Origin of the sequence: uncultured Ruegeria sp. (assembly GCF_947489545.1) — a bacterium.
Classification (GTDB): Bacteria; Pseudomonadota; Alphaproteobacteria; order Rhodobacterales; family Rhodobacteraceae; genus Ruegeria.
This window is the reverse complement of sequence record NZ_CANLDZ010000008.1, coordinates 82,346-100,069: the sequence shown is the minus strand read 5'-3', so window position 1 is coordinate 100,069 and position 17,724 is coordinate 82,346. Positions and strand designations below refer to the sequence as shown.

The window sequence follows — 17,724 nt, the reverse complement described above, 5'->3', positions numbered from 1 at the left end:
GCCGCTGTAGATTGCGTCAGACGGCAACTGGACGAACCTCGGTCACTTCGGGAATGTAGTGACGCAGCAGGTTTTCGATACCCATCTTCAAAGTCAACGTTGATGATGGACATCCAGCACAGGCACCTTGCATGTGCAGGTAGACCACGCCGCGATCAAATCCGTGGAAGGTTATGTCCCCACCATCCTGGGCCACCGCCGGGCGCACGCGGCTGTCCAGCAGATCCTTGATCTGGTTAACGACTTCTGCGTCCTCGCCGGTATGTTCTGCATGGCCAGAGGCGGCAGCAGCGTCTGCGCCCATCACAGGCTGACCCGACTGATAGTGCTCCATCACGGCGCCAAGGATCGCAGGCTTGATGTGGTCCCACTGCACGTCTTCGGCCTTGGTAACTGTGACAAAATCATTGCCGAAAAACACGCCGGTTACGCCACTCACCGAGAAAATGCGTTTTGCTAGTGGCGACTTTTCACCTGCTTCAGCTGTTGGAAAATCAGCCGTTCCAGCCTCAAGCACCGTTTGACCGGGCAGGAATTTCAAAGTGGCCGGGTTTGGGGTGGATTCGGTCTGGATGAACATGGGACAGCTCCGTTTGAGATGTTCCTGATATGCGGGCAGGGGGCTTGGAAGTCAAGATTTGGAACGGTTCTAAAGTGATGTGGCGTGATTTAATGCGTCCTCAAGGCGGTCATCGCCCCAAAACAACTCTTCTCCCGCCAGAAAACTTGGGGCGCCAAACAGGCCGTATTCCTTGGCGCGCGCGGATTGTTCGAACAACGCGTTTTTGATGTCCGGATCTTGGGTCCGATCCAAGGTATCCGCGGGCAATTTCGCCGTTTTGAGACACTCATGCAGAACGTCCGCATCCGAAATGTCCCGACCATCGCCAAATTCAGAGTGATACACCGCACGAACGAACTCGGCCCTTTGATCCATAGATTCAATGGCCAACGCCACGCGCGCCGCTTTAATAGAGTTCTGTGGAAATGGGTCGGGTCGGGACAGCGGCAAATCACGCGTTGCGCATAACCTTTGCATATCACGCCACATGTAATGTCCTTTGGCCGGATACAAGTTGAACGGTGAGGTGTTCCAACCTTGGTCCGCAAAGATAGGACCCAGCAGAAAAGGCTGCCATTCGACAGTAACGCCTTTCGCAGACGCCAGCCGGTCGATGCGCATCGCACTCAGATAGGAATAGGTCGACGCGAATTCGAACCAGAACTGAACCACCGGACCCATATCGACACCCTAAGTGATTTCTTCCAGCTTTTCCTTACTCAGATCGCCGGGGACGATCGTGATTGGAATTGGCAGACTTCCAGAATTCTTTGTCAGCTGCGTCACCAGAGGGCCAGGACCTTTCTTGTCCGTCCCGGCACCCAGAACCAGAACACCGATTTCCGGGTCATCCCGAACGTGTTCAATGATCTGAGGTACCGGCTCACCCTCGCGGATGGCAAGTTCAGGTTCCACGCCTTGTTTGTCGCGCATCCATTTGGCGAAGACTTCGAAATGGGCGTGGATACGTTCACGCGCTTCTTCGCGCATCACTTCGGCCACGCCGATCCAATGGTTGAATTCGTCCGGCGGGATAACCGACAGAACCGTAACGCCACCACCGGTGTGGGCGGCCCGCATGGCCGCGAAACGCATGGCATTCAGGCATTCGCGGCTGTCATCAAGAACGACTAGGAACTTGCGCATGAGTTTCCTCTTTGGTTTCCGGGATCATGCCCGACGTGATACGTGCTGGCAACTCGGGGCACCCCGAGGCGCATGGCTAGCGGTTGCTTGCAGCCCAATCCCAATACAACGAACGGGCGCGTCTGGCGATCGGACCGACCTGAAATTGCGTGTCCTCCAAGGCGGTGATGGGGGTGACCTTGCTCATGTTGCCGGTCATGAACACCTCATCGGCTTTGTGGAAGTCCTCAAAACTCAAAACAGCCTCGTGCACGGTAACACCGTCTGCCCGTAAGTTCTTGATGTGACGGGCGCGGGTGATCCCGGCCAGAAACGTTCCGTTTGGGATCGGCGTGAACACTTCGCCGTCCCGGACCATAAAGATGTTGGCCGTTGCAGTTTCGGCCACACTGCCTAAAGCGTCTGCAACAAGTGCGTTCGAAAACCCTTTGGCGCGAACCTCTTGCAGCATGCGCGCGTTGTTGGGGTACAGGCACCCGGCCTTGGCGTTGACGACGGCAGATTCCAGAACAGGGCGGCGGAATCGCGTTGTGCCCAACGTGGCCGATGCGGTCTCGGGCGCCATGGGGATTTCTTCCAGGCAGATTGCGAAACCGGTGCTGTTTTCTTGCGGCACAATCGCCGTTGGATCACCGTCGATCCCCCAATACATAGGGCGTATATAAACGGCGGTTTCGGTGCTGTAGGCCTGCAAACCTTCGCGGATAAGATCAACCATCTGTTCCGGGGTCGTTGTCGGCGTCAGCATCAATGCTTCGGCGGACCGGTTCACCCGGGCGCAATGCGCGAACAGATCCGGTGCCATCCCTTCAAAATACCGCGCACCATCAAAGACCGAAGACCCGAGCCACGCACCATGGTCTGCCGCCCGCATTATGGGCGCATCCCCATCATGCCACGTGCCGTCGAAATAGGTCCGGATATTCTTGCCGACTGCCATGACGCCCTCCTCTGCTTTAGGCAGACACTAGGAGGGAGGCGGTGCCGGGTCCAGCGGATTGTCGTCCGGCTTAAACCTGTTTCGCGCCGACCATTCCAACGATCTCGTAGGTCTGTTGCAGAACGGGCGCGGCGATAGCACGCGCCTTTTCTGCACCGCGGGCCAAAATTCGGTCAATCTCGGTCTCTTCACCCATCAAGCGGGTCATTTCCGACGAGATGGGCGCTAGTTTGGAAACCGCGAGATCAGCTAGCATTGGCTTGAATTCACCGAATTGTTTGCCTCCAACTTCGGCCAGAACCTGTTCAACGGTTTGATCGCTGAGAGCTGCGTAGACGTTGACCAAATTTCGCGCCTCTGGCCGATCTGCAAGGCCATCGGTTTCCGAAGGCAGCGCGTCCGGGTCCGTCTTGGCCTTACGGATCTTCTTAGCGATGATGTCGGCATCGTCAGTCATGTTGATGCGGCTCATATCCGATGGATCGGACTTGGACATCTTTTTCGATCCCTCACGCAGGCTCATGACACGAGTCGCAGCCCCTTCGATGACCGGTTCAGTCAACGGAAAGAAATCAACGCCAAAATCATGATTGAACTTGGTCGCGATATCCCGGGTCAATTCCAGATGCTGTTTCTGGTCATCACCAACAGGCACGTGGGTTGCGTGGTATACAAGTATGTCTGCGGCCATTAAAGCCGGGTATGCGAACAGTCCCAGTGAGGCGTTTTGCGCGTTCTTTCCGGCCTTGTCCTTGAACTGAGTCATCCGCTGCATCCAGCCAAGACGCGCGACACAGTTGAATATCCACGCAAGTTGCGCGTGTTCAGGAACTTGGCTTTGGTTGAACAGGATCGACTTTTCCGGGTCTAGCCCGGACGCAATGTAACCTGCGCACAACTCGCGCGTTGCGTGTTGCAATTCCTTTGGATCCTGCCAAACAGTGATCGCATGCAAGTCTACCATGCAGTAAATCGTTTCATAGTCCGATCCCTGCATCCGGACCCAATTCCGCAACGCACCCAGGTAATTACCAAGATGCAGATTGCCTGAAGGCTGTGCACCGGAAAAAACGCGCGGTGTGAATTGGGTCTCAGTCATCGAACGGAACTCCCGTCTGGAAAAATCAGCCCCCGTCGCTTACCCATGAGGTTAAGGGACGTCAACAGCCGCGAAAGGCCAGCCCAATGAGCAGTGAGCATTATACACCCGCAGTAAACCCCCTGCCGCCTGTTGTTGTGGCACTGGTTCTATTTATTATCGGGATCGAACTGGCGTTTACCTTGGGCACGCGGGGACTGGTCGGTGGACCAGAGGCCGTCGGGTGGCGGCTGCATGCGATCAAAAGCTATTCCTTTTCTCCGGAGATATTCGACTGGATGGTTCAGAATGGTCGTTGGCCGTTCGAACAAGTGATCCGGTTTGTCACCTATCCGTTTGTCTCGGGCAGCTTCACGCAGTCTGTCTTTGTCTGTGTCTTCGTGCTGGCCATGGGCAAAATGGTTGGTGAAGTGTTCGGCGGCTTTCCGATGCTGCTGATTTTCGTGCTGTCAGGGGCAGGGGGCGCATTGGTTTATGCGTTGGTGCTGGATCCGCGCTATCCGCTGATCGGGGGATTCCCGCCAGTATACGGTCTGATCGGAGCCTTTACCTGGTTGCTGTGGCGCAAGCTTTCGTTGGTGGGCGAAAACCAGGCACGAGCATTCCAATTGATTGCTGTCCTGATGGGTATTCAATTGCTGTTTGGCCTGATCTTTGGCGGCACGTCGGATTGGGTTGCTGATCTGGGCGGTTTTGCCACTGGATTCCTTTTGTCATTTTTTCTGGCACCCGGCGGATGGGCGCGGATGGTTGGCCGCATCCGTCGCGAATAGCCTACTACGAACGGCGCAGGGCGCGTTTGAAATCCGAAATCTCAAACGCTCCGAAGACGTGACCCAGAAAGAAATACGCGGCGGCCGCAACTTTGATCAAAACCAGTAGGGCGACATACCGCCAGCCCGGCACTTCAAGTGTCCAGCCAAACAGATGGATTGCTGCATAAAGAACTGCCCCCATCCCTAACGAGGCTGCAACGATCCGCCATGCCCGATGTTTTAAGCGGTCGTCAAAACGCGCCTCGTCCCCCATGCGCCGCGCACCGATCGCCAATAAGGCCACCATCGCCCATCCGGCGACCGACGCTGCGATGGCTGGAGCAATCCAACCCACAAGCGGGTACAGGCCAAAGGCAAGCCCTGCATTGATGACCATGGCGGCCACGGCATAGCGAAACGGTGATCTTGTGTCTTCGCGCGCAAAATACAGCGGTTGGAGCAGTTTCTGTAGCATGAACGCGGGCAATCCGATGCCGTATATGGCAACCGCCAACGCGGTCGCTGCGGTATCTTCGGCGCTGAATTGCCCGCGTTCGAACAGGACCGAGACCAGCGGATTTGGAATGATCAAAAATGCAACGGTCGAGGGCAGGGTCATCAGCAAAGTAAACTCACCCGCGCGCGAAAACGCGTTTCTGGCACCGGTCTTGTCACCCGCGCGCAACCTGCGCGACAAATCGGGTAGCAGCACAATTCCAACGGCTATGCCAACAACGCCCAGTGGCAGTTGATACAACCTGTCCGCGGCAAACAGCCAACTGACCGCCTTTTCGGTTTTTGACGCCACCAACTGCCCGACAACCAGGTTGACTTGGGTTACCCCCATCGCCAGTGCTGCCGGAACAGCGATGCGAACCATACGGCGCATTTCAGGGCTAATGCGTGGCATACTTGGCCGGATGCGGATGCCTGCGCGTTCAGTCGCCACCCAGACCAACGCCAATTGTGCAATGCCAGCAATCGGGATGACCGCGATCAACCACCTGATGATTTCTCCGCCAGAGACCGCTCCGGCGATCAGGGCTGTGCAGGCAAATATGTTCAGTAGTACAGGCGCAGCAGCAGCGGCAGCAAATCGGCCAGTCGCGTTTAAAACCCCTGAGAACAGTGCCGCAAGAGACATGAATAGAATATAGGGAAAGACGACATAGCCATAATCGACCGCCAAATCGAAGCGCTCATCACCGTAAAACCCTTCGGCCGTCAGCCAGACCAGACCCGGCATGAACACCATCGCCAAACCGACCAATGCAAGCACCGCAGCAGCCAGTAGGTTGAAAGCATCCTGAGCGAAACCTTGCGCGTTCTCGTCCGCTTCCAGCCGTTTCGAGAACATCGGAACAAAGGCCGCGTTAAAGGCCCCTTCGGCGAAGAAACGGCGGAACATGTTGGGCAGGCGGAATGCCGCAACAAACGCGTCCATCACCGGCCCCGGCCCTATATAGGCGGTCAGCAGGATTTCGCGCAAAAATCCAAGGATGCGGCTGGCCAACGTCCAGAACCCGACCGTGAACAGGCCCGAAAACAGCCGGATCTGTTTCATGAGGCCGCGCGCTCCGCACCTTCGGTTATCGCCGTGCGCAACTTAGCTTCCAATCCACGTTGCTTGCTTTCGGAATGGTACTTCAGACCAAACATGTCCTTGACGTAGAACGTATCGACCACCTGTTCACCATAGGTCGCGATGACCGCATTGGCGATGTACACATTGGCCGCTGCCAGCGTTCGGGTCAGATCATACAGCAGACCGGGCCGGTCGCGGGTATCAACCTCGATGATCGTGTAAATTTCGGACCCGTCATTATCGAAAGTAATATGGGTTGGCACATTGAAGGCACGTTCGCGTTTCTTGATCTTGTCGCGGGATTTCAAGGCATCACGCGCCACGACCTCGCCCTTAAGGGTCTTGTGGATCATCTGGGTCAGGCGCGGCAGGCGCGAGGCTTCGAACGGATGGCCTTCAGCATCCTGAATCCAGAACGCATCCGTCACATAGCCGTCCTTAGTGGTGTAGCTGCGCGCGTCAACCACGTTTGCCCCAACCAGGGCCAGAGCGCCAGCAATACGCGCGAAGATACCGGGATGATCCCCCATGGCAAAGCAGGCGCGTGTGGCATCGCGATCTTCATCAGGGTGCAGCCGGATTTCCATGGCTCCGGGATCTCCGCTGTGTTCCAGAGCTTGCAACATTTCGGCAAATTCTACGTGTGTCGCCAGGTTCAGACCCTGCCAATAGGGCGCATAGTGACGCCCTGTTTCCAACTTAAGGTCAGCTTTGGCCCACGCCCCCAATGCTGCCCGTAGTGCTTTCTTGGCCTCGGTTCCGCGATTGGCGCGGTTCAGGTCTTCCATGCCGGTCTCAAGCGCGCGCTTGGTTTCCGCATGCAAGGCGCGCAGCAGCGTGGCTTTCCAGTTGTTCCACGTCGTTGGTCCGACGCCGCGAATGTCGCAGACTGTCAGAACTGTCAGCAGATCCAGCTGCTTGACCGTCTTAACCGCCTTGGCAAAATCCCGCACTGTGCGCGGGTCAGAAATATCACGTTTCTGCGCCATATCGGACATGAGTAGGTGATAGCGAACCAGCCATTCCACAGTCTCGGAGTCTGATTTGTTCAACCCCAATCGTGGGGCCACTTTTCGTGCAATTTGCGCCCCTAGAATCGAATGGTCTTCGGGGCGGCCTTTGGCGATGTCGTGCAACAGCAGCGCCACATACAGCACTTTGCGGTTCACGCCGCCTTTCAAGATTGACGAGGCCAGTGGCAACGCTTCGATCAACTCGCCACGTTCGATTTGCGCCAGGTTGACGATGCACTGGATCGTGTGTTCGTCCACCGTATAGCTGTGATACATGTTGAACTGCATCATCGCGACGATGTGCTCGAATTCGGGCAGGAAAGCTGACAGAACACCCAACTCGTTCATTCGTCGCAACGCGCGTTCGGGATTTCCGTGTTTCAGCATTAGATCAAGGAAGATGCGCCGCGCCTCTTTGTCGTTACGCATGTCATCATCGATCAGGTTCAGGTGTGCCGTCACCAGCCGCATTGCGTCGGGATGGATCAACATACCCGTGCGCAGGCCCTCTTCGAACAAACGCAATAGATTGAGTTTGTCAGACAGAAACTTGTCTGGATCGGCGACATCAAGGCGGCCATGCACAACGCTGTAGCCTTGTTTGACGCGTGGGCGGCGTCGGAAAATGCGCTCCAGCAGAGGCGCGCCTTTCATGTGTTGCGCTTCCAGTTTAGTCAGGAAAATCCGTGTAAGCTCTCCCACTCGGGTGGCTTCGCGGAAATAGCGTTGCATGAACACTTCAACCGCCCGGCGCCCGGCGCGATCCTCGTATCCCATTCTGGCGGCGACTTCGACCTGCATGTCAAACGTCAGCTGTTCCGTCGCGCGACCGGTCACCAGATGCAGGTGAGAGCGGACGGCCCAAAGGAAATTCTCGGCTTCGACAAAAGTTTTGAATTCTTCGGACGTAAACAGTCCCAAAGGCACAAGCTCGGCCACATCCTGAACACCGTAGACGTATTTTGCGATCCAGTAGAGCGATTGCAAATCGCGCAGACCGCCCTTGCCTTCTTTGACGTTGGGCTCGACCACATAGCGTTCACCTTGTTTGTGGTGACGCTCCTCGCGTTCGCGTAGCTTGGCCTCGATGAACTCGCGCTCACTTCCTTTGAACAGATCGGTCTTCAGCCGCTGATCCAGTTCGGCGGCCAACGCCTTGTCCCCGGCCAAATAACGTTGTTCCAGCATGGCTGTTCGGATCGTGAAATCACCAGCGCCCAGACGCAGGCAGTCTTTGATTGTTCGCGATGAATGACCGACCTTCAACCGCAAGTCCCAAAGGATGTAGAGCATGGATTCGATCACACTCTCGGCCCAGGCCGTAATCTTGTATGGGGTCAGGAAAAGCAGATCGACATCTGATGACGGTGCCATTTCCCCGCGTCCATATCCGCCAACGGCAAGCACGGCGATTTTCTCGCCCTGTGTCGGTGTGGCAAGGGGGTGCAACCGCTCGCTCGAGACTTGCATGGCAGTGCAGACAAGACAGTCTGTCAGGTAGGTGTATGATCGTGTAAGGCAGCGTGCCTCAAATGGTTGGGCCGCAAACGCATCAGCGATCACCTTGCGGCCAATCTTTTGCGCATCCCGAAGAATTCGCACAGTTTCTGCGCGCATTGCTGAATTGTCTGAAACGTTCTCAAAAGCCTCGGCCAACTGTGTGTTGACACTGATGCTGTCAAAAATGTCTTCGGTCGAACAGATCAGATCTCCGCTGGGCGGAATCATTCTGTTGGGCCGATCAGAAACCGGCGCCAGAGAAGCTTTGTGGGGCAGGGTCAATCACAACCACCTGTTTGTTCTGGATCGTGGCGACGGCCAGACCGCGTTCATTGGTGCCATTCGGGCGCAGGCGGAAGATGCCACCAACTCCTTGGAAGCCGGCATTTTGCGTCAGCGCTGCTCCGGTCAGCGCATCAGATTTGCCTTGGCTGACCAAAGCGCCAATGGCTGCGATTCCGTCATAGGCCAGGCCGCTGATAGGATGAGGGGCCTCGCCATATGTTGCGTTGTATCGCTGACGATAGCTTTGCGCTTTGGACGGGTCAGGCAGAGCGAACCAACCGCCCTGAACGCCGGGCAGTTCCAGCGTTTGTGGCGGGATATCCCATCGGGTCAGGCCGATGAACTGCGTGGTCGACGGCGAAACGCCCGCCTCTGGCAGCAACTGAGAATAAAGTGGAAGCGCACCGGCGGTTGTCGCGGTCAGGAAAATCGAATCCGCGCCGCTTGAATCGACGGTCGACTTGATGTTCGGCACCGAATTGATCACGCCCTGCTGTGAGCGGTCGTATCCGACTGTTCCGGCATTGTTGACCCGGCTGCCCCCCAGAGCCGTGGCGATTGCCGCGCGACCCTGCTGACCGGCAGCATCATTGCTGTGTACGATGACGGTCCCGGTCTTGCCTTGGCTGCCGGCGTAGTTGACCAGGCGATTGGCCGTGTTCTGAAAGGTAGGTCCCAGAACAAAGACATTACCGCCAGCGATGCTGGTGTTATTCGAGAAGGACAACACGTTGACCTTGCTGCTCAGGACTGCCAGGCCAGCTGCATTTGCGGCCTGAGCGTAAACCGGACCGATGATGATCTTGGCTCCATCCGCAACCGCCTGTTGCGCCACCGTCGAGGCGGTGCCTGCGTTGCCCGCCGTGTCATAAACCCTCAGGTCGATCTGTACGTTTTGCAAATCCGACATCGCCAGCCGCGCTGCGTTTTCCAGGCTTTGCGCCAATGCGGCATCGCCGGATCGGGGAACCAGCAGTGCGACGGGAACAGGTTTGGAGGTGTTAATCGACGGTCCACCGCCAATGGCACCCGGTTCACATGCGGCCAGAAAAGCTGCGACGGCCAGGGCGGCGCCAGCTTTCGCCAGCTTGCGTACGGGCTTGCAAACGGTAAACATCTAAATGAAAACTCCCTGATCCGGCGGCTATAGGCGCTGCTGTTCTATCGAGCCGCGATAATAAACGTCACGCTGTGAGGGTCCAGCTTTGAATTTCCAAAAGGTAAGATTGGCTGCGGGCCTGTACTTTGTTGCCACTCCGATCGGGACTGCGCGCGATATTACGCTCAGGGCGCTGGACACGCTGGCATCTGCCGACGTGATCGCCGCCGAGGATACACGCAGCTTGCGCCGCCTGATGGAAATCCATGGTGTGCCGCTGGAAGGGCGGCGGATCCAAGCCTACCACGATCACAGCGGAACTGGCGCGCGCGGCAAGATCATGGAAGCGCTGGCGCAGGGCCACTCGGTGGCTTACGCGTCCGAGGCCGGAATGCCACTGATCGCTGATCCGGGATACGATCTTGGCAAGCAGGCGGCGGAAGCCGGTCACCTGGTAACATGTGCCCCCGGCCCGTCCGCCGTTTTGGCTGCCTTGACGCTGGCAGGCCTGCCGACAGATGCGTTCTTTTTTGCGGGTTTTCTGCCAAACGCGTCCGGTGCACGGCGTGCTCGGATTGAGGCACTGCGTGATATCCCCGGGACGCTTGTGTTTTACGAATCGCCAAAGCGCATCGCAGGCAGTTTGTCCGATCTGGCAGATGTTTTAGGCGCGGACCGTCAAGCCGCGCTGTGCCGCGAACTGACTAAGAAATTCGAAGAAGTTCGGCGGGCCACACTTGGCCAATTGGCGGAGGATTACAAAGGCAAGACCGTCAAAGGAGAAGTTGTGCTGCTGGTGGACCGCAGCCGTTCGCAAAGCGTTAATGAGTCTGATGTAGAAGAGGCTTTGCAAAAAGCGTTGGAAACGCATTCGGTCAGGGATGCAGCGGATTTGATTTCAGAAATGTACAACTTGCCGCGGCGTCCGATTTATCAAAAAGCGCTGAAACTTGGAAAGGGATGACATGGTCAAGCGATCAGTTCGCGGTTCGGTATCCTTCCATTCCGGGCAATCCGCTGAACTTCAGGTCGCAACTGATTATGAGCGGCGCGGCTATACAATCGCGCATCACCGTTGGCGTGGGGCAGGCGGTGAAATTGACCTGATCGCGCGTGGCGCGGACGTTTTGGTTTTCGTAGAGGTCAAGAAAAGCGCAAGCTTCGAGATGGCGGCCGCTCGGATCACCGCCCGTCAGACAAAACGTATTTGCACCTCTGCAGCGCAGTTTCTTGAGAATGAACCGGCTGGACAATTGACGAATATCCGCTTCGATGCGGCGCTTGTGGATGCGTCTGGCGGAATTCAAATTCTCGAAAACGCCTTTGGCTATGCGTAAACACCATTGAACCACCCGACGTGCTGGGCCATGTATCGGGCGTGAAGCTGAAGGACACGTCATGAAAATCGCCTTTCAAATGGACCCGATCGGGGCCGTGGATATCAACGCCGACAGTTCTTTCCGATTGGCGGAAGAGGCGCAGCTGCGCGGACACAGCTTGTTTTTTTATGGGCCTGACCAACTGGCCTATCAACAAGGGCGCATTACGGCACGTGGTTATGACATGACAGTTCAGCGCGTAGTGGCTGATCCTGCAGTGCTGGGCCCCGAGCGTGAAGTGGATCTGGCCGATTTCGATGTTGTTTGGCTGCGACAGGATCCACCTTTCGACATGCACTACATCACTTCAACGCATTTGCTGGACCGGCTTACAGGGCAGGCGTTGGTGGTGAATGACCCGTTTTGGGTGCGAAACTACCCCGAGAAACTGTTAGTTCTTGAGTTCCCGGATCTAACGCCGCCAACGACGATTGCCCGTGATCTGCAGACGATCAAAGCGTTCAAAGAAGAACACGGCGATGTCATCCTCAAGCCGCTGTATGGCAATGGCGGGGCAGGGGTGTTCAGATTGGATGCAAATGATCGCAATCTGACCTCGTTGCATGAACTGTTCACCGGATTCTCGCGCGAGCCTTTGATCGTGCAAAAATTCCTGCCGGATGTTCGTAATGGTGACAAACGCGTCATTCTTGTTGATGGAGAACCGGTTGGCGCGATTAACCGTGTCCCTGCGGAAGGTGAGACACGCTCGAACATGCATGTTGGCGGGCGCCCGGAAAAGATCGGTCTGACGGATCGCGATATGGAGATTTGCGCGGCCATTGGCCCGCTTCTGAAAGAAAAAGGGCAGGTGTTTGTCGGTATCGATGTTATCGGTGACTACCTGACCGAAATTAACGTGACATCCCCCACGGGCATTCAGGAGCTTGAACGGTTTAACGGTGACAACATTGCCGAGAGAATCTGGCAAGCCATAGAGGCCAAGCTTTAAGCTATAACCTTGGCGCTGATACGAAAGCTTAGCGCCTCGGCCACATGGGGTCTCAATACGTCCGGGGCGCCCTCCAGATCGGCAATGGTGCGGGCGACGCGCAAAATCCGGTGAAAAGCGCGCGCCGACAGGCCAAACCGGTCAGCCGCTTTCAAAAGCAGTTCCTTTCCTTCGGTGTCTGGTGAGGCAATCTCCTCCAACAACGCACCCTCGATATCCGCGTTTTGGCGGATCGATGGTGTGTCACTGAATCGGATGGCCTGAATTGAACGGGCCTGCTCTACACGTGCGGCAACGGTGCCGGAACTGTCGCCCGACGGCGGCAGGTCGAGGTCGGTAAACCCGACGGGTGGCACTTCAATCCGAATATCGAACCGGTCCATAAGTGGGCCCGAAATGCGATTCAAATAATCCTCACCACATTCTGGAGCGCGCGAACACGCCCGTGACGGGTCGGTCAGATATCCGCATTTGCAGGGGTTGGCCGCCGCGACCAGCATGAAACGACAAGGATATTTTACATGCGCATTTGCGCGGGCCACCATGACTTCGCCAGTTTCGACAGGTTGTCTTAGGGTTTCCAGAACCGTTCGTGGAAACTCGGGGAATTCGTCCATGAAGAGAACGCCATTATGGGCCAGCGAAATCTCACCCGGTTTTGCCCCTTTCCCGCCCCCGACGATTGCGGCGATAGATGCGGTATGGTGGGGTTCCCGGAAGGGACGCGCGCGGTTGATGCCACCTTCGTCCAACAAGCCACAAAGCGATTGAATCATCGAGGTTTCAAGGGCTTCTACCGCAGTTAGTGGCGGCAAAATCCCTGGCAGACGGGCCGCCAACATGGACTTACCTGACCCGGGTGTGCCGATCATGATCAGATGATGTCGCCCGGCCGCCGCGATTTCCAAAGCCCGTTTCGCACGTTCCTGACCTTTCACGTCGCGCAAATCGCGGGCGCTGGGTGTCAGGTTGACCTCGCCGGGTTGGGCTGCTGGCAGTGGCGATTGGCCCGAGAAATGGCGCACGACATCTCCCAACGAGTCTGCCCCGATCACTTGCGTCGCGTCGACCCAGGCCGCCTCGGCACTGGACGCGCGCGGGCACAGCAACGTCCGATCGTCTGAGGCCGCCGTCATGGCCGCAGGCAAAGCACCGACCACAGGCACAAGTGATCCGTCAAGCGACAACTCTCCCAATGCCACTGCACCTTCTGCGGCATCGGCCGGAATGATCTCGAGGGCTGACAACAGGGCCACAGCGATTGGCAAGTCGAAATGACTGCCCTCTTTTGGCAGGTCAGCTGGCGACAGGTTGATCGTGATCCGTTTAGACGGCAACGCAATCGCCATTGCGCTGAGTGCGCTTCGGACACGGTCGCGCGCTTCGGACACTGCCTTGTCAGGCAGGCCTACAATGGAAAATGCAGGCAGGCCGGGTGACACGGCGCATTGCACCTCGACCGGTCGGGCATCAACCCCTTGGAAGGCAACAGTATGGGCGCGGGCAACCATGGCAATCCTGTTCTTGGTTAACAGGACGTTGCTGCCATGGCTGCAGTTTAAGAATCGTTAACGGAGTCGATCATGGCGGTGAATTTTGGCCAGGCTTCTGGATCCGCCACGGTTTTGTCGCGGCAAAACGCGTTGCAGAAACCCCAGCACTGACCGTCCATTTCCAGAAAGTCAGTCACCGGATCGCCTGAATATGGGCATGCCGTATTTATTGATGGGCCATTATCGATTGGGTTAGCAGTGGAAGTGCCTCCAACAGGCCAGACGTCAGAGGTCAGGTTTTGTGGATAGGGAAACGGATCGTATTGGATTGTGATGCCCATCGCACGCCATTGCCTGACCGGGATGTCGGACAGCAGCTCCAAACAATACGCATGGTTGGGGGCGGAAACAGGCAGGCTATAACCGATAATGCGCGCGGCCACCGGCGTATAAAACACATCCGCCAATGAATAAGTTCCGAAAAGTGGACCCGAGGTCGCGCCAGATACCTGTCGTGCATGGGCCCATAGTGCCTCGATGCGGGACACATCAGCCAAATTCTCTGCAGAGGGAGTGAAGCCTTGCCACGCGTGAAGCAGTTGCATGGGGCACTCGCCGCGTAGGGCGTTGAACCCGGCGACCATCTCGGCACATAGCCATCGCGCAGTTGCACGGGCAATGGGGTCTTTCGGCCACAACCCCGCTTCGGGGTGGCGTTCGGCCAAGGTCTCGGCCATGGCAAGGCTTTCGCCCACGACCTCGCCTTCTGGTAAACGCAACGCCGGAACCAACCGGGCCGGTGCAAGCGGCTCCATTTCTTTTGCCATGGTCCCAGAATACAAGCCAACCATATGCGTGCGATGGGGCAGGCTGAACTTTTCCAGCATCAACCAGCCGCGCAAGGACCAACTGGAAAACAATCGGTCGCCAATGAATAAGTCGTAAGTCATGAGCCGACGATGGCGTATGCTCACATATCAGTAAATCAGTGATTTGTGCGCTGCATCATCACGGCAGATGATTGATTGTGCCCATGGTCCAAATGATACCGTCATACGCAATATCGGTGACCGAAAGGTTGTCGATCCGATGAGAGAATGCTTGCTGCGCCTCAAGACTCATGGCGCGCTGAACCTGAGTCAGGATCACTCCGAAATGGGCAACGACTACCAGATCGGCGCCAGCGTAGCGGGCCATCAATGCGTCTACCGCAGCATCAACCCGTGCGCGGACTTCGTTCCAGCTTTCGCCCTGCGGTGGGCGCACGTCACCGGGATTGTCCCAATAGGCAAAAGCGCGGTCGGGGTCTTCTTCCTCGATTTCGGCGAACCCGCGCAACTCCCAACTGCCAAAGTTGATTTCACGTAGATCCGGGTCGTTCGGTAGGCGGTGGCGTGCCCCTTGTATCGCGGTCGCTGTATCAATCGCCCGCGACAGGTCCGAAGATACAATGATAGCATCCTCCGGCAGGTGGCTTTGCAGCCTTGCAAGGGCGGCATGATCGCTCAGATCAGCCGGAAGGTCGGACCAACCCACCATGGTCTTGGCATGGGTTGGACCGTGTCGGACCAGATGCAAGCGCGTCATGGCAAGGTGCCCTTCAAAACCAGGGGCAAGCCAGCGGTCACCTGAACGACCAGATTGGCCTGCGCTGCCAGTGCAATGTTCAACCGGCCTTGCGCCTCGCGGAACTGCCGGGCGAGCGCGTTTTCCGGAACAATCCCATAGCCCACTTCATTTGAGACGATAACGGCTTGCGCCCGGCACGTTCGCAACGCCGCAAGCAGTGCGGATTGTTCCTGATTTAGATCGCGCTTGGCCAACAGGTGATTGCTAAGCCACATGGTGGCGCAGTCGATCAGGCAAATCTGGTCAGGGTCTAGATCAGCCAGAACCGGTGCGAGATCAAAGGGCGCTTCGACCGTGTGCCAGCCAGCGCCGCGCTGCGACACATGGCGCTCGATCTTCGTTTGCATCTCGTCATCAAACACTTGTGAAGTGGCAAGATAAACGCGGTTTTTTCCAGATGAAACAACCAGTTGCTCGGCAAAAGCCGACTTACCGGATGCGGCCCCTCCAAGCACAAAGGTTAAATCGGGATTCATAATTCTTACCTTTCGGGTGATCCACCTGGTTTTGCTCTGCGTATCGACCATAGGTCGGCAAGGCAAGCCCGGCCCGCGCCTGCGAAAAGGGGAGAGTTTCATGGCACTTGACTACGCGTCCGATTTTTCGATGTCGCGGCAAGCGATGAAGGCCGAGCTGCTGGATGCAGAGACCGAGCTACGGCTGGCTTATGCCTGGCGCGACGACCGGGATGAGCAGGCCTTGCATCGTCTGATAACGGCTTACATGCGGTTGGCTATTTCTATGGCGGCCAAATTCAAGCGATATGGCGCGCCAATGAACGACCTGATCCAGGAGGCCGGTCTCGGGTTGATGAAAGCGGCCGACAAGTTTGACCCGGATCGCGGTGTGCGGTTTTCGACATATGCGGTCTGGTGGATCAAAGCCAGTATTCAAGATTACGTCATGCGCAACTGGTCGATGGTGCGGACCGGATCGACATCGTCGCAAAAATCTTTGTTTTTCAATATGCGCCGCGTGCAGGCTCGTCTGGAGCGCGAGGCAGCAACCGAAGGTCAGGAACTGGATCGCCATCAGTTGCATCAGATGATCGCGACCGAGATTGGGGTGCCCTTGCGCGATGTCGAAATGATGGAAGGGCGTCTGTCTGGCTCAGACTTCTCACTAAATGCAGTGCAATCGTCGGATGAGGACGGGCGCGAGTGGATAGATGCGCTTGAAGACGAACGCACGCAGGCCGCCGAAGAGGTCGAGTTTAATCACGACACGGAACAACTGCGCGAATGGCTTCTGACGGCGATGAAATCGCTCAACGACCGCGAAAGATTTATCGTGCGCGAACGCAAGCTGCGCGAACCCGCACGAACCCTTGAGAGCCTGGGAAATGAGCTAGGGTTGTCCAAGGAACGCGTGCGCCAGTTAGAGGCCGCGGCCTTTGGAAAAATGCGCAAGAACCTTGAAGCGCAATCGCGTGAGGTGCAACACTTCATCGCATGAAACAACTTGCGATTCTGGTGTGTTCAGTTGCGGTTACGGTAGCGATGGCGCGCCCGGGCCTGACCCAAGACTTGATCCCCGAAGATACACTTGCGTCGATGCAATCCGCTGACGTTGTCATCTTGGGCGAGGTTCATGACAACCCCCAGCATCATCTGGTGCAAACCGAGGCGATCGACGCCATTGCGCCCTCGGCTGTTGTCTGGGAAATGGTGACGGAAGAAGGCGCTCAGCGCCTTGCACAAACGGCTGCGTCCAATCCGGAAGAACTGGGCCGTATTCTGCAGTGGGCTGAAACGGGTTGGCCACCGCTAAGCATGTATTATCCCGTATTTCAGGCGTCGAACGCCCCAGTCTATGGCGCCATGGTGCCGCGCAGCGCGGCCCGGGCAGCGATGCAGCGTGGTGCAGCCACCGCGCTGGGCGCTGACGCAGCACGCTATGGGCTGACCGTTTCCTTATCACCGGAGGATCAGGCAGCACGCGAAGCCGATCAACTAGCTGCCCATTGCAACGCCATACCGGTCGAATCACTGCCGCAGATGGTCGCCATTCAGCGGTTGCGAGACGCCGTTTTGGCGCGTGCAATCTTACGGGCGATGGATGAAACTGACGGTCCGGTTGCCGTGATCACAGGCAATGGTCACGCCCGCAAGGATCGAGGAATTCCGACATTCCTGTCGCGTCTGCAGCCGGGTTTGAAAGTTTTTGCCCTAGGTCAATCCGAGGATGGCATAGTGGATGGCGCATTTGACGCAGTGATCGACAGCCCTGGCGTAGATCGCGAAGACCCCTGCAAAGCCTTCGAGGCGCAGAATTAACCGCTGGAACT

General features: G+C 57.0%; 18 protein-coding genes. 6 read left to right on the top strand and 12 right to left on the bottom strand.

The features are described 5' to 3' along the window. Window positions 1-16 precede the first annotated feature (16 nt). From Q1B13_RS12875 to trpS, 5 genes are all read right to left on the bottom strand, one after another. Window positions 17-580 carry a NifU family protein gene (locus Q1B13_RS12875; protein ID WP_298935288.1) on the bottom strand — a complete coding sequence of 188 codons (564 nt, stop codon included), beginning with the start codon at window positions 578-580 and terminating at the stop codon, window positions 17-19. A 69-nt stretch (window positions 581-649) separates the two neighbouring features. Then, the gene (locus Q1B13_RS12870; RefSeq protein ID WP_299080779.1) at window positions 650-1,243 is read right to left on the bottom strand and encodes a 2-hydroxychromene-2-carboxylate isomerase; all 594 of its coding nucleotides are present in this window, start codon (window positions 1,241-1,243) and stop codon (window positions 650-652) included. A gap of 9 nt (window positions 1,244-1,252) precedes the next feature. Then, complete coding sequence (locus tag Q1B13_RS12865) at window positions 1,253-1,708, bottom strand: universal stress protein (RefSeq protein ID WP_120632438.1); 456 nt, start codon at window positions 1,706-1,708, stop codon at window positions 1,253-1,255. Window positions 1,709-1,784: 76 nt separating this feature from the next. Then, window positions 1,785-2,648, bottom strand: coding sequence for a branched-chain amino acid aminotransferase (locus Q1B13_RS12860; RefSeq protein ID WP_299080782.1), 864 nt, complete (start codon window positions 2,646-2,648; stop codon window positions 1,785-1,787). 70 nt (window positions 2,649-2,718) lie between these two features. Continuing rightward, window positions 2,719-3,747, bottom strand: coding sequence for a tryptophan--tRNA ligase (trpS, locus tag Q1B13_RS12855; protein ID WP_299080785.1), 1,029 nt, complete (start codon window positions 3,745-3,747; stop codon window positions 2,719-2,721). 86 nt (window positions 3,748-3,833) lie between these two features. On the opposite strand from trpS, the gene Q1B13_RS12850 reads away from it, so the two are divergent. Next, on the top strand, window positions 3,834-4,520 hold the full coding sequence (locus Q1B13_RS12850; RefSeq protein ID WP_298935283.1) for a rhomboid family intramembrane serine protease: 687 nt from the start codon (window positions 3,834-3,836) through the stop codon (window positions 4,518-4,520). Between the two features lie 4 nt (window positions 4,521-4,524). Here the strand turns inward: Q1B13_RS12850 and murJ are convergent, their stop codons facing one another. Genes murJ through Q1B13_RS12835 form a run of 3 tightly spaced genes read right to left on the bottom strand, consistent with a single transcriptional unit; the run spans window position 4,525 to window position 10,002 of the window. Further along, the gene (gene murJ, locus Q1B13_RS12845) at window positions 4,525-6,066 is read right to left on the bottom strand and encodes a murein biosynthesis integral membrane protein MurJ (protein ID WP_299080787.1); all 1,542 of its coding nucleotides are present in this window, start codon (window positions 6,064-6,066) and stop codon (window positions 4,525-4,527) included. Continuing rightward, the gene (locus Q1B13_RS12840) at window positions 6,063-8,828 is read right to left on the bottom strand and encodes a [protein-PII] uridylyltransferase (RefSeq protein WP_299080790.1); all 2,766 of its coding nucleotides are present in this window, start codon (window positions 8,826-8,828) and stop codon (window positions 6,063-6,065) included. Before Q1B13_RS12840 ends, murJ begins: the two co-directional genes overlap by 4 nt. A 13-nt stretch (window positions 8,829-8,841) precedes the next feature. Continuing rightward, window positions 8,842-10,002 (bottom strand): penicillin-binding protein activator, encoded by a 1,161-nt coding sequence (locus Q1B13_RS12835; protein ID WP_299080793.1) that lies wholly within the window; start codon window positions 10,000-10,002, stop codon window positions 8,842-8,844. Between the two features lie 88 nt (window positions 10,003-10,090). Here Q1B13_RS12835 and rsmI point away from each other — a divergent pair, with 88 nt between their 5' ends. The 3 genes from rsmI to gshB all read left to right on the top strand — a co-directional run bounded on the left by rsmI (window position 10,091) and on the right by gshB (window position 12,315). After that, on the top strand, window positions 10,091-10,948 hold the full coding sequence (gene rsmI, locus Q1B13_RS12830) for a 16S rRNA (cytidine(1402)-2'-O)-methyltransferase (RefSeq protein ID WP_299080796.1): 858 nt from the start codon (window positions 10,091-10,093) through the stop codon (window positions 10,946-10,948). A 1-nt stretch (window position 10,949) separates the two neighbouring features. Then, window positions 10,950-11,321, top strand: coding sequence for a YraN family protein (locus Q1B13_RS12825; protein WP_298935278.1), 372 nt, complete (start codon window positions 10,950-10,952; stop codon window positions 11,319-11,321). A gap of 61 nt (window positions 11,322-11,382) precedes the next feature. Beyond that, window positions 11,383-12,315 carry a glutathione synthase gene (gene gshB / locus Q1B13_RS12820; RefSeq protein WP_299080799.1) on the top strand — a complete coding sequence of 311 codons (933 nt, stop codon included), beginning with the start codon at window positions 11,383-11,385 and terminating at the stop codon, window positions 12,313-12,315. Here gshB and Q1B13_RS12815 read toward each other — a convergent pair. The 4 genes from Q1B13_RS12815 to cobU are packed head-to-tail and all read right to left on the bottom strand — an operon-like array spanning window position 12,312 to window position 15,913. After that, a complete protein-coding gene (locus Q1B13_RS12815; RefSeq protein WP_299080802.1) occupies window positions 12,312-13,826 on the bottom strand; it encodes a YifB family Mg chelatase-like AAA ATPase in 1,515 nt (504 codons plus the stop codon). The two genes, gshB and Q1B13_RS12815, sit on opposite strands and share 4 nt — an antisense overlap. Window positions 13,827-13,873: 47 nt before the next feature. Continuing rightward, window positions 13,874-14,758 (bottom strand): glutathione S-transferase, encoded by an 885-nt coding sequence (locus Q1B13_RS12810; RefSeq protein ID WP_299080805.1) that lies wholly within the window; start codon window positions 14,756-14,758, stop codon window positions 13,874-13,876. 58 nt (window positions 14,759-14,816) lie between these two features. Beyond that, the gene (locus Q1B13_RS12805) at window positions 14,817-15,395 is read right to left on the bottom strand and encodes a histidine phosphatase family protein (protein WP_299080807.1); all 579 of its coding nucleotides are present in this window, start codon (window positions 15,393-15,395) and stop codon (window positions 14,817-14,819) included. Further along, the gene (gene cobU, locus Q1B13_RS12800) at window positions 15,392-15,913 is read right to left on the bottom strand and encodes a bifunctional adenosylcobinamide kinase/adenosylcobinamide-phosphate guanylyltransferase (RefSeq protein ID WP_299080810.1); all 522 of its coding nucleotides are present in this window, start codon (window positions 15,911-15,913) and stop codon (window positions 15,392-15,394) included. The genes Q1B13_RS12805 and cobU overlap by 4 nt, the downstream gene beginning before the upstream one ends. Window positions 15,914-16,013: 100 nt before the next feature. Here cobU and Q1B13_RS12795 point away from each other — a divergent pair, with 100 nt between their 5' ends. After that, entirely contained in the window at window positions 16,014-16,892 is an 879-nt protein-coding gene (locus Q1B13_RS12795) for an RNA polymerase factor sigma-32 (protein ID WP_298935273.1), read from the top strand. Beyond that, a complete protein-coding gene (locus Q1B13_RS12790) occupies window positions 16,889-17,713 on the top strand; it encodes a ChaN family lipoprotein (RefSeq protein WP_299080813.1) in 825 nt (274 codons plus the stop codon). The genes Q1B13_RS12795 and Q1B13_RS12790 overlap by 4 nt, the downstream gene beginning before the upstream one ends. Window positions 17,714-17,724 lie beyond the last annotated feature (11 nt).

Bases quoted from the DNA above. Each gene is read 5' to 3' on its own strand.
- Q1B13_RS12865 (WP_120632438.1), bottom strand. From the start codon at position 1,708: ATGCGCAAGTTCCTAGTCGTTCTTGATGACAGCCGCGAATGCCTGAAT.
- Q1B13_RS12810 (WP_299080805.1), bottom strand. From the start codon at position 14,758: ATGACTTACGACTTATTCATTGGCGACCGATTGTTTTCCAGTTGGTCC.
- Q1B13_RS12790 (WP_299080813.1), top strand. From the start codon at position 16,889: ATGAAACAACTTGCGATTCTGGTGTGTTCAGTTGCGGTTACGGTAGCG.
- murJ (WP_299080787.1), bottom strand. From the start codon at position 6,066: ATGAAACAGATCCGGCTGTTTTCGGGCCTGTTCACGGTCGGGTTCTGG.
- Q1B13_RS12815 (WP_299080802.1), bottom strand. From the start codon at position 13,826: ATGGTTGCCCGCGCCCATACTGTTGCCTTCCAAGGGGTTGATGCCCGA.
- cobU (WP_299080810.1), bottom strand. From the start codon at position 15,913: ATGAATCCCGATTTAACCTTTGTGCTTGGAGGGGCCGCATCCGGTAAG.
- Q1B13_RS12840 (WP_299080790.1), bottom strand. From the start codon at position 8,828: ATGATTCCGCCCAGCGGAGATCTGATCTGTTCGACCGAAGACATTTTT.
- Q1B13_RS12875 (WP_298935288.1), bottom strand. From the start codon at position 580: ATGTTCATCCAGACCGAATCCACCCCAAACCCGGCCACTTTGAAATTC.
- Q1B13_RS12825 (WP_298935278.1), top strand. From the start codon at position 10,950: ATGGTCAAGCGATCAGTTCGCGGTTCGGTATCCTTCCATTCCGGGCAA.
- Q1B13_RS12850 (WP_298935283.1), top strand. From the start codon at position 3,834: ATGAGCAGTGAGCATTATACACCCGCAGTAAACCCCCTGCCGCCTGTT.
- gshB (WP_299080799.1), top strand. From the start codon at position 11,383: ATGAAAATCGCCTTTCAAATGGACCCGATCGGGGCCGTGGATATCAAC.
- trpS (WP_299080785.1), bottom strand. From the start codon at position 3,747: ATGACTGAGACCCAATTCACACCGCGCGTTTTTTCCGGTGCACAGCCT.
- Q1B13_RS12805 (WP_299080807.1), bottom strand. From the start codon at position 15,395: ATGACGCGCTTGCATCTGGTCCGACACGGTCCAACCCATGCCAAGACC.
- Q1B13_RS12860 (WP_299080782.1), bottom strand. From the start codon at position 2,648: ATGGCAGTCGGCAAGAATATCCGGACCTATTTCGACGGCACGTGGCAT.
- Q1B13_RS12870 (WP_299080779.1), bottom strand. From the start codon at position 1,243: ATGGGTCCGGTGGTTCAGTTCTGGTTCGAATTCGCGTCGACCTATTCC.
- Q1B13_RS12835 (WP_299080793.1), bottom strand. From the start codon at position 10,002: ATGTTTACCGTTTGCAAGCCCGTACGCAAGCTGGCGAAAGCTGGCGCC.
- Q1B13_RS12795 (WP_298935273.1), top strand. From the start codon at position 16,014: ATGGCACTTGACTACGCGTCCGATTTTTCGATGTCGCGGCAAGCGATG.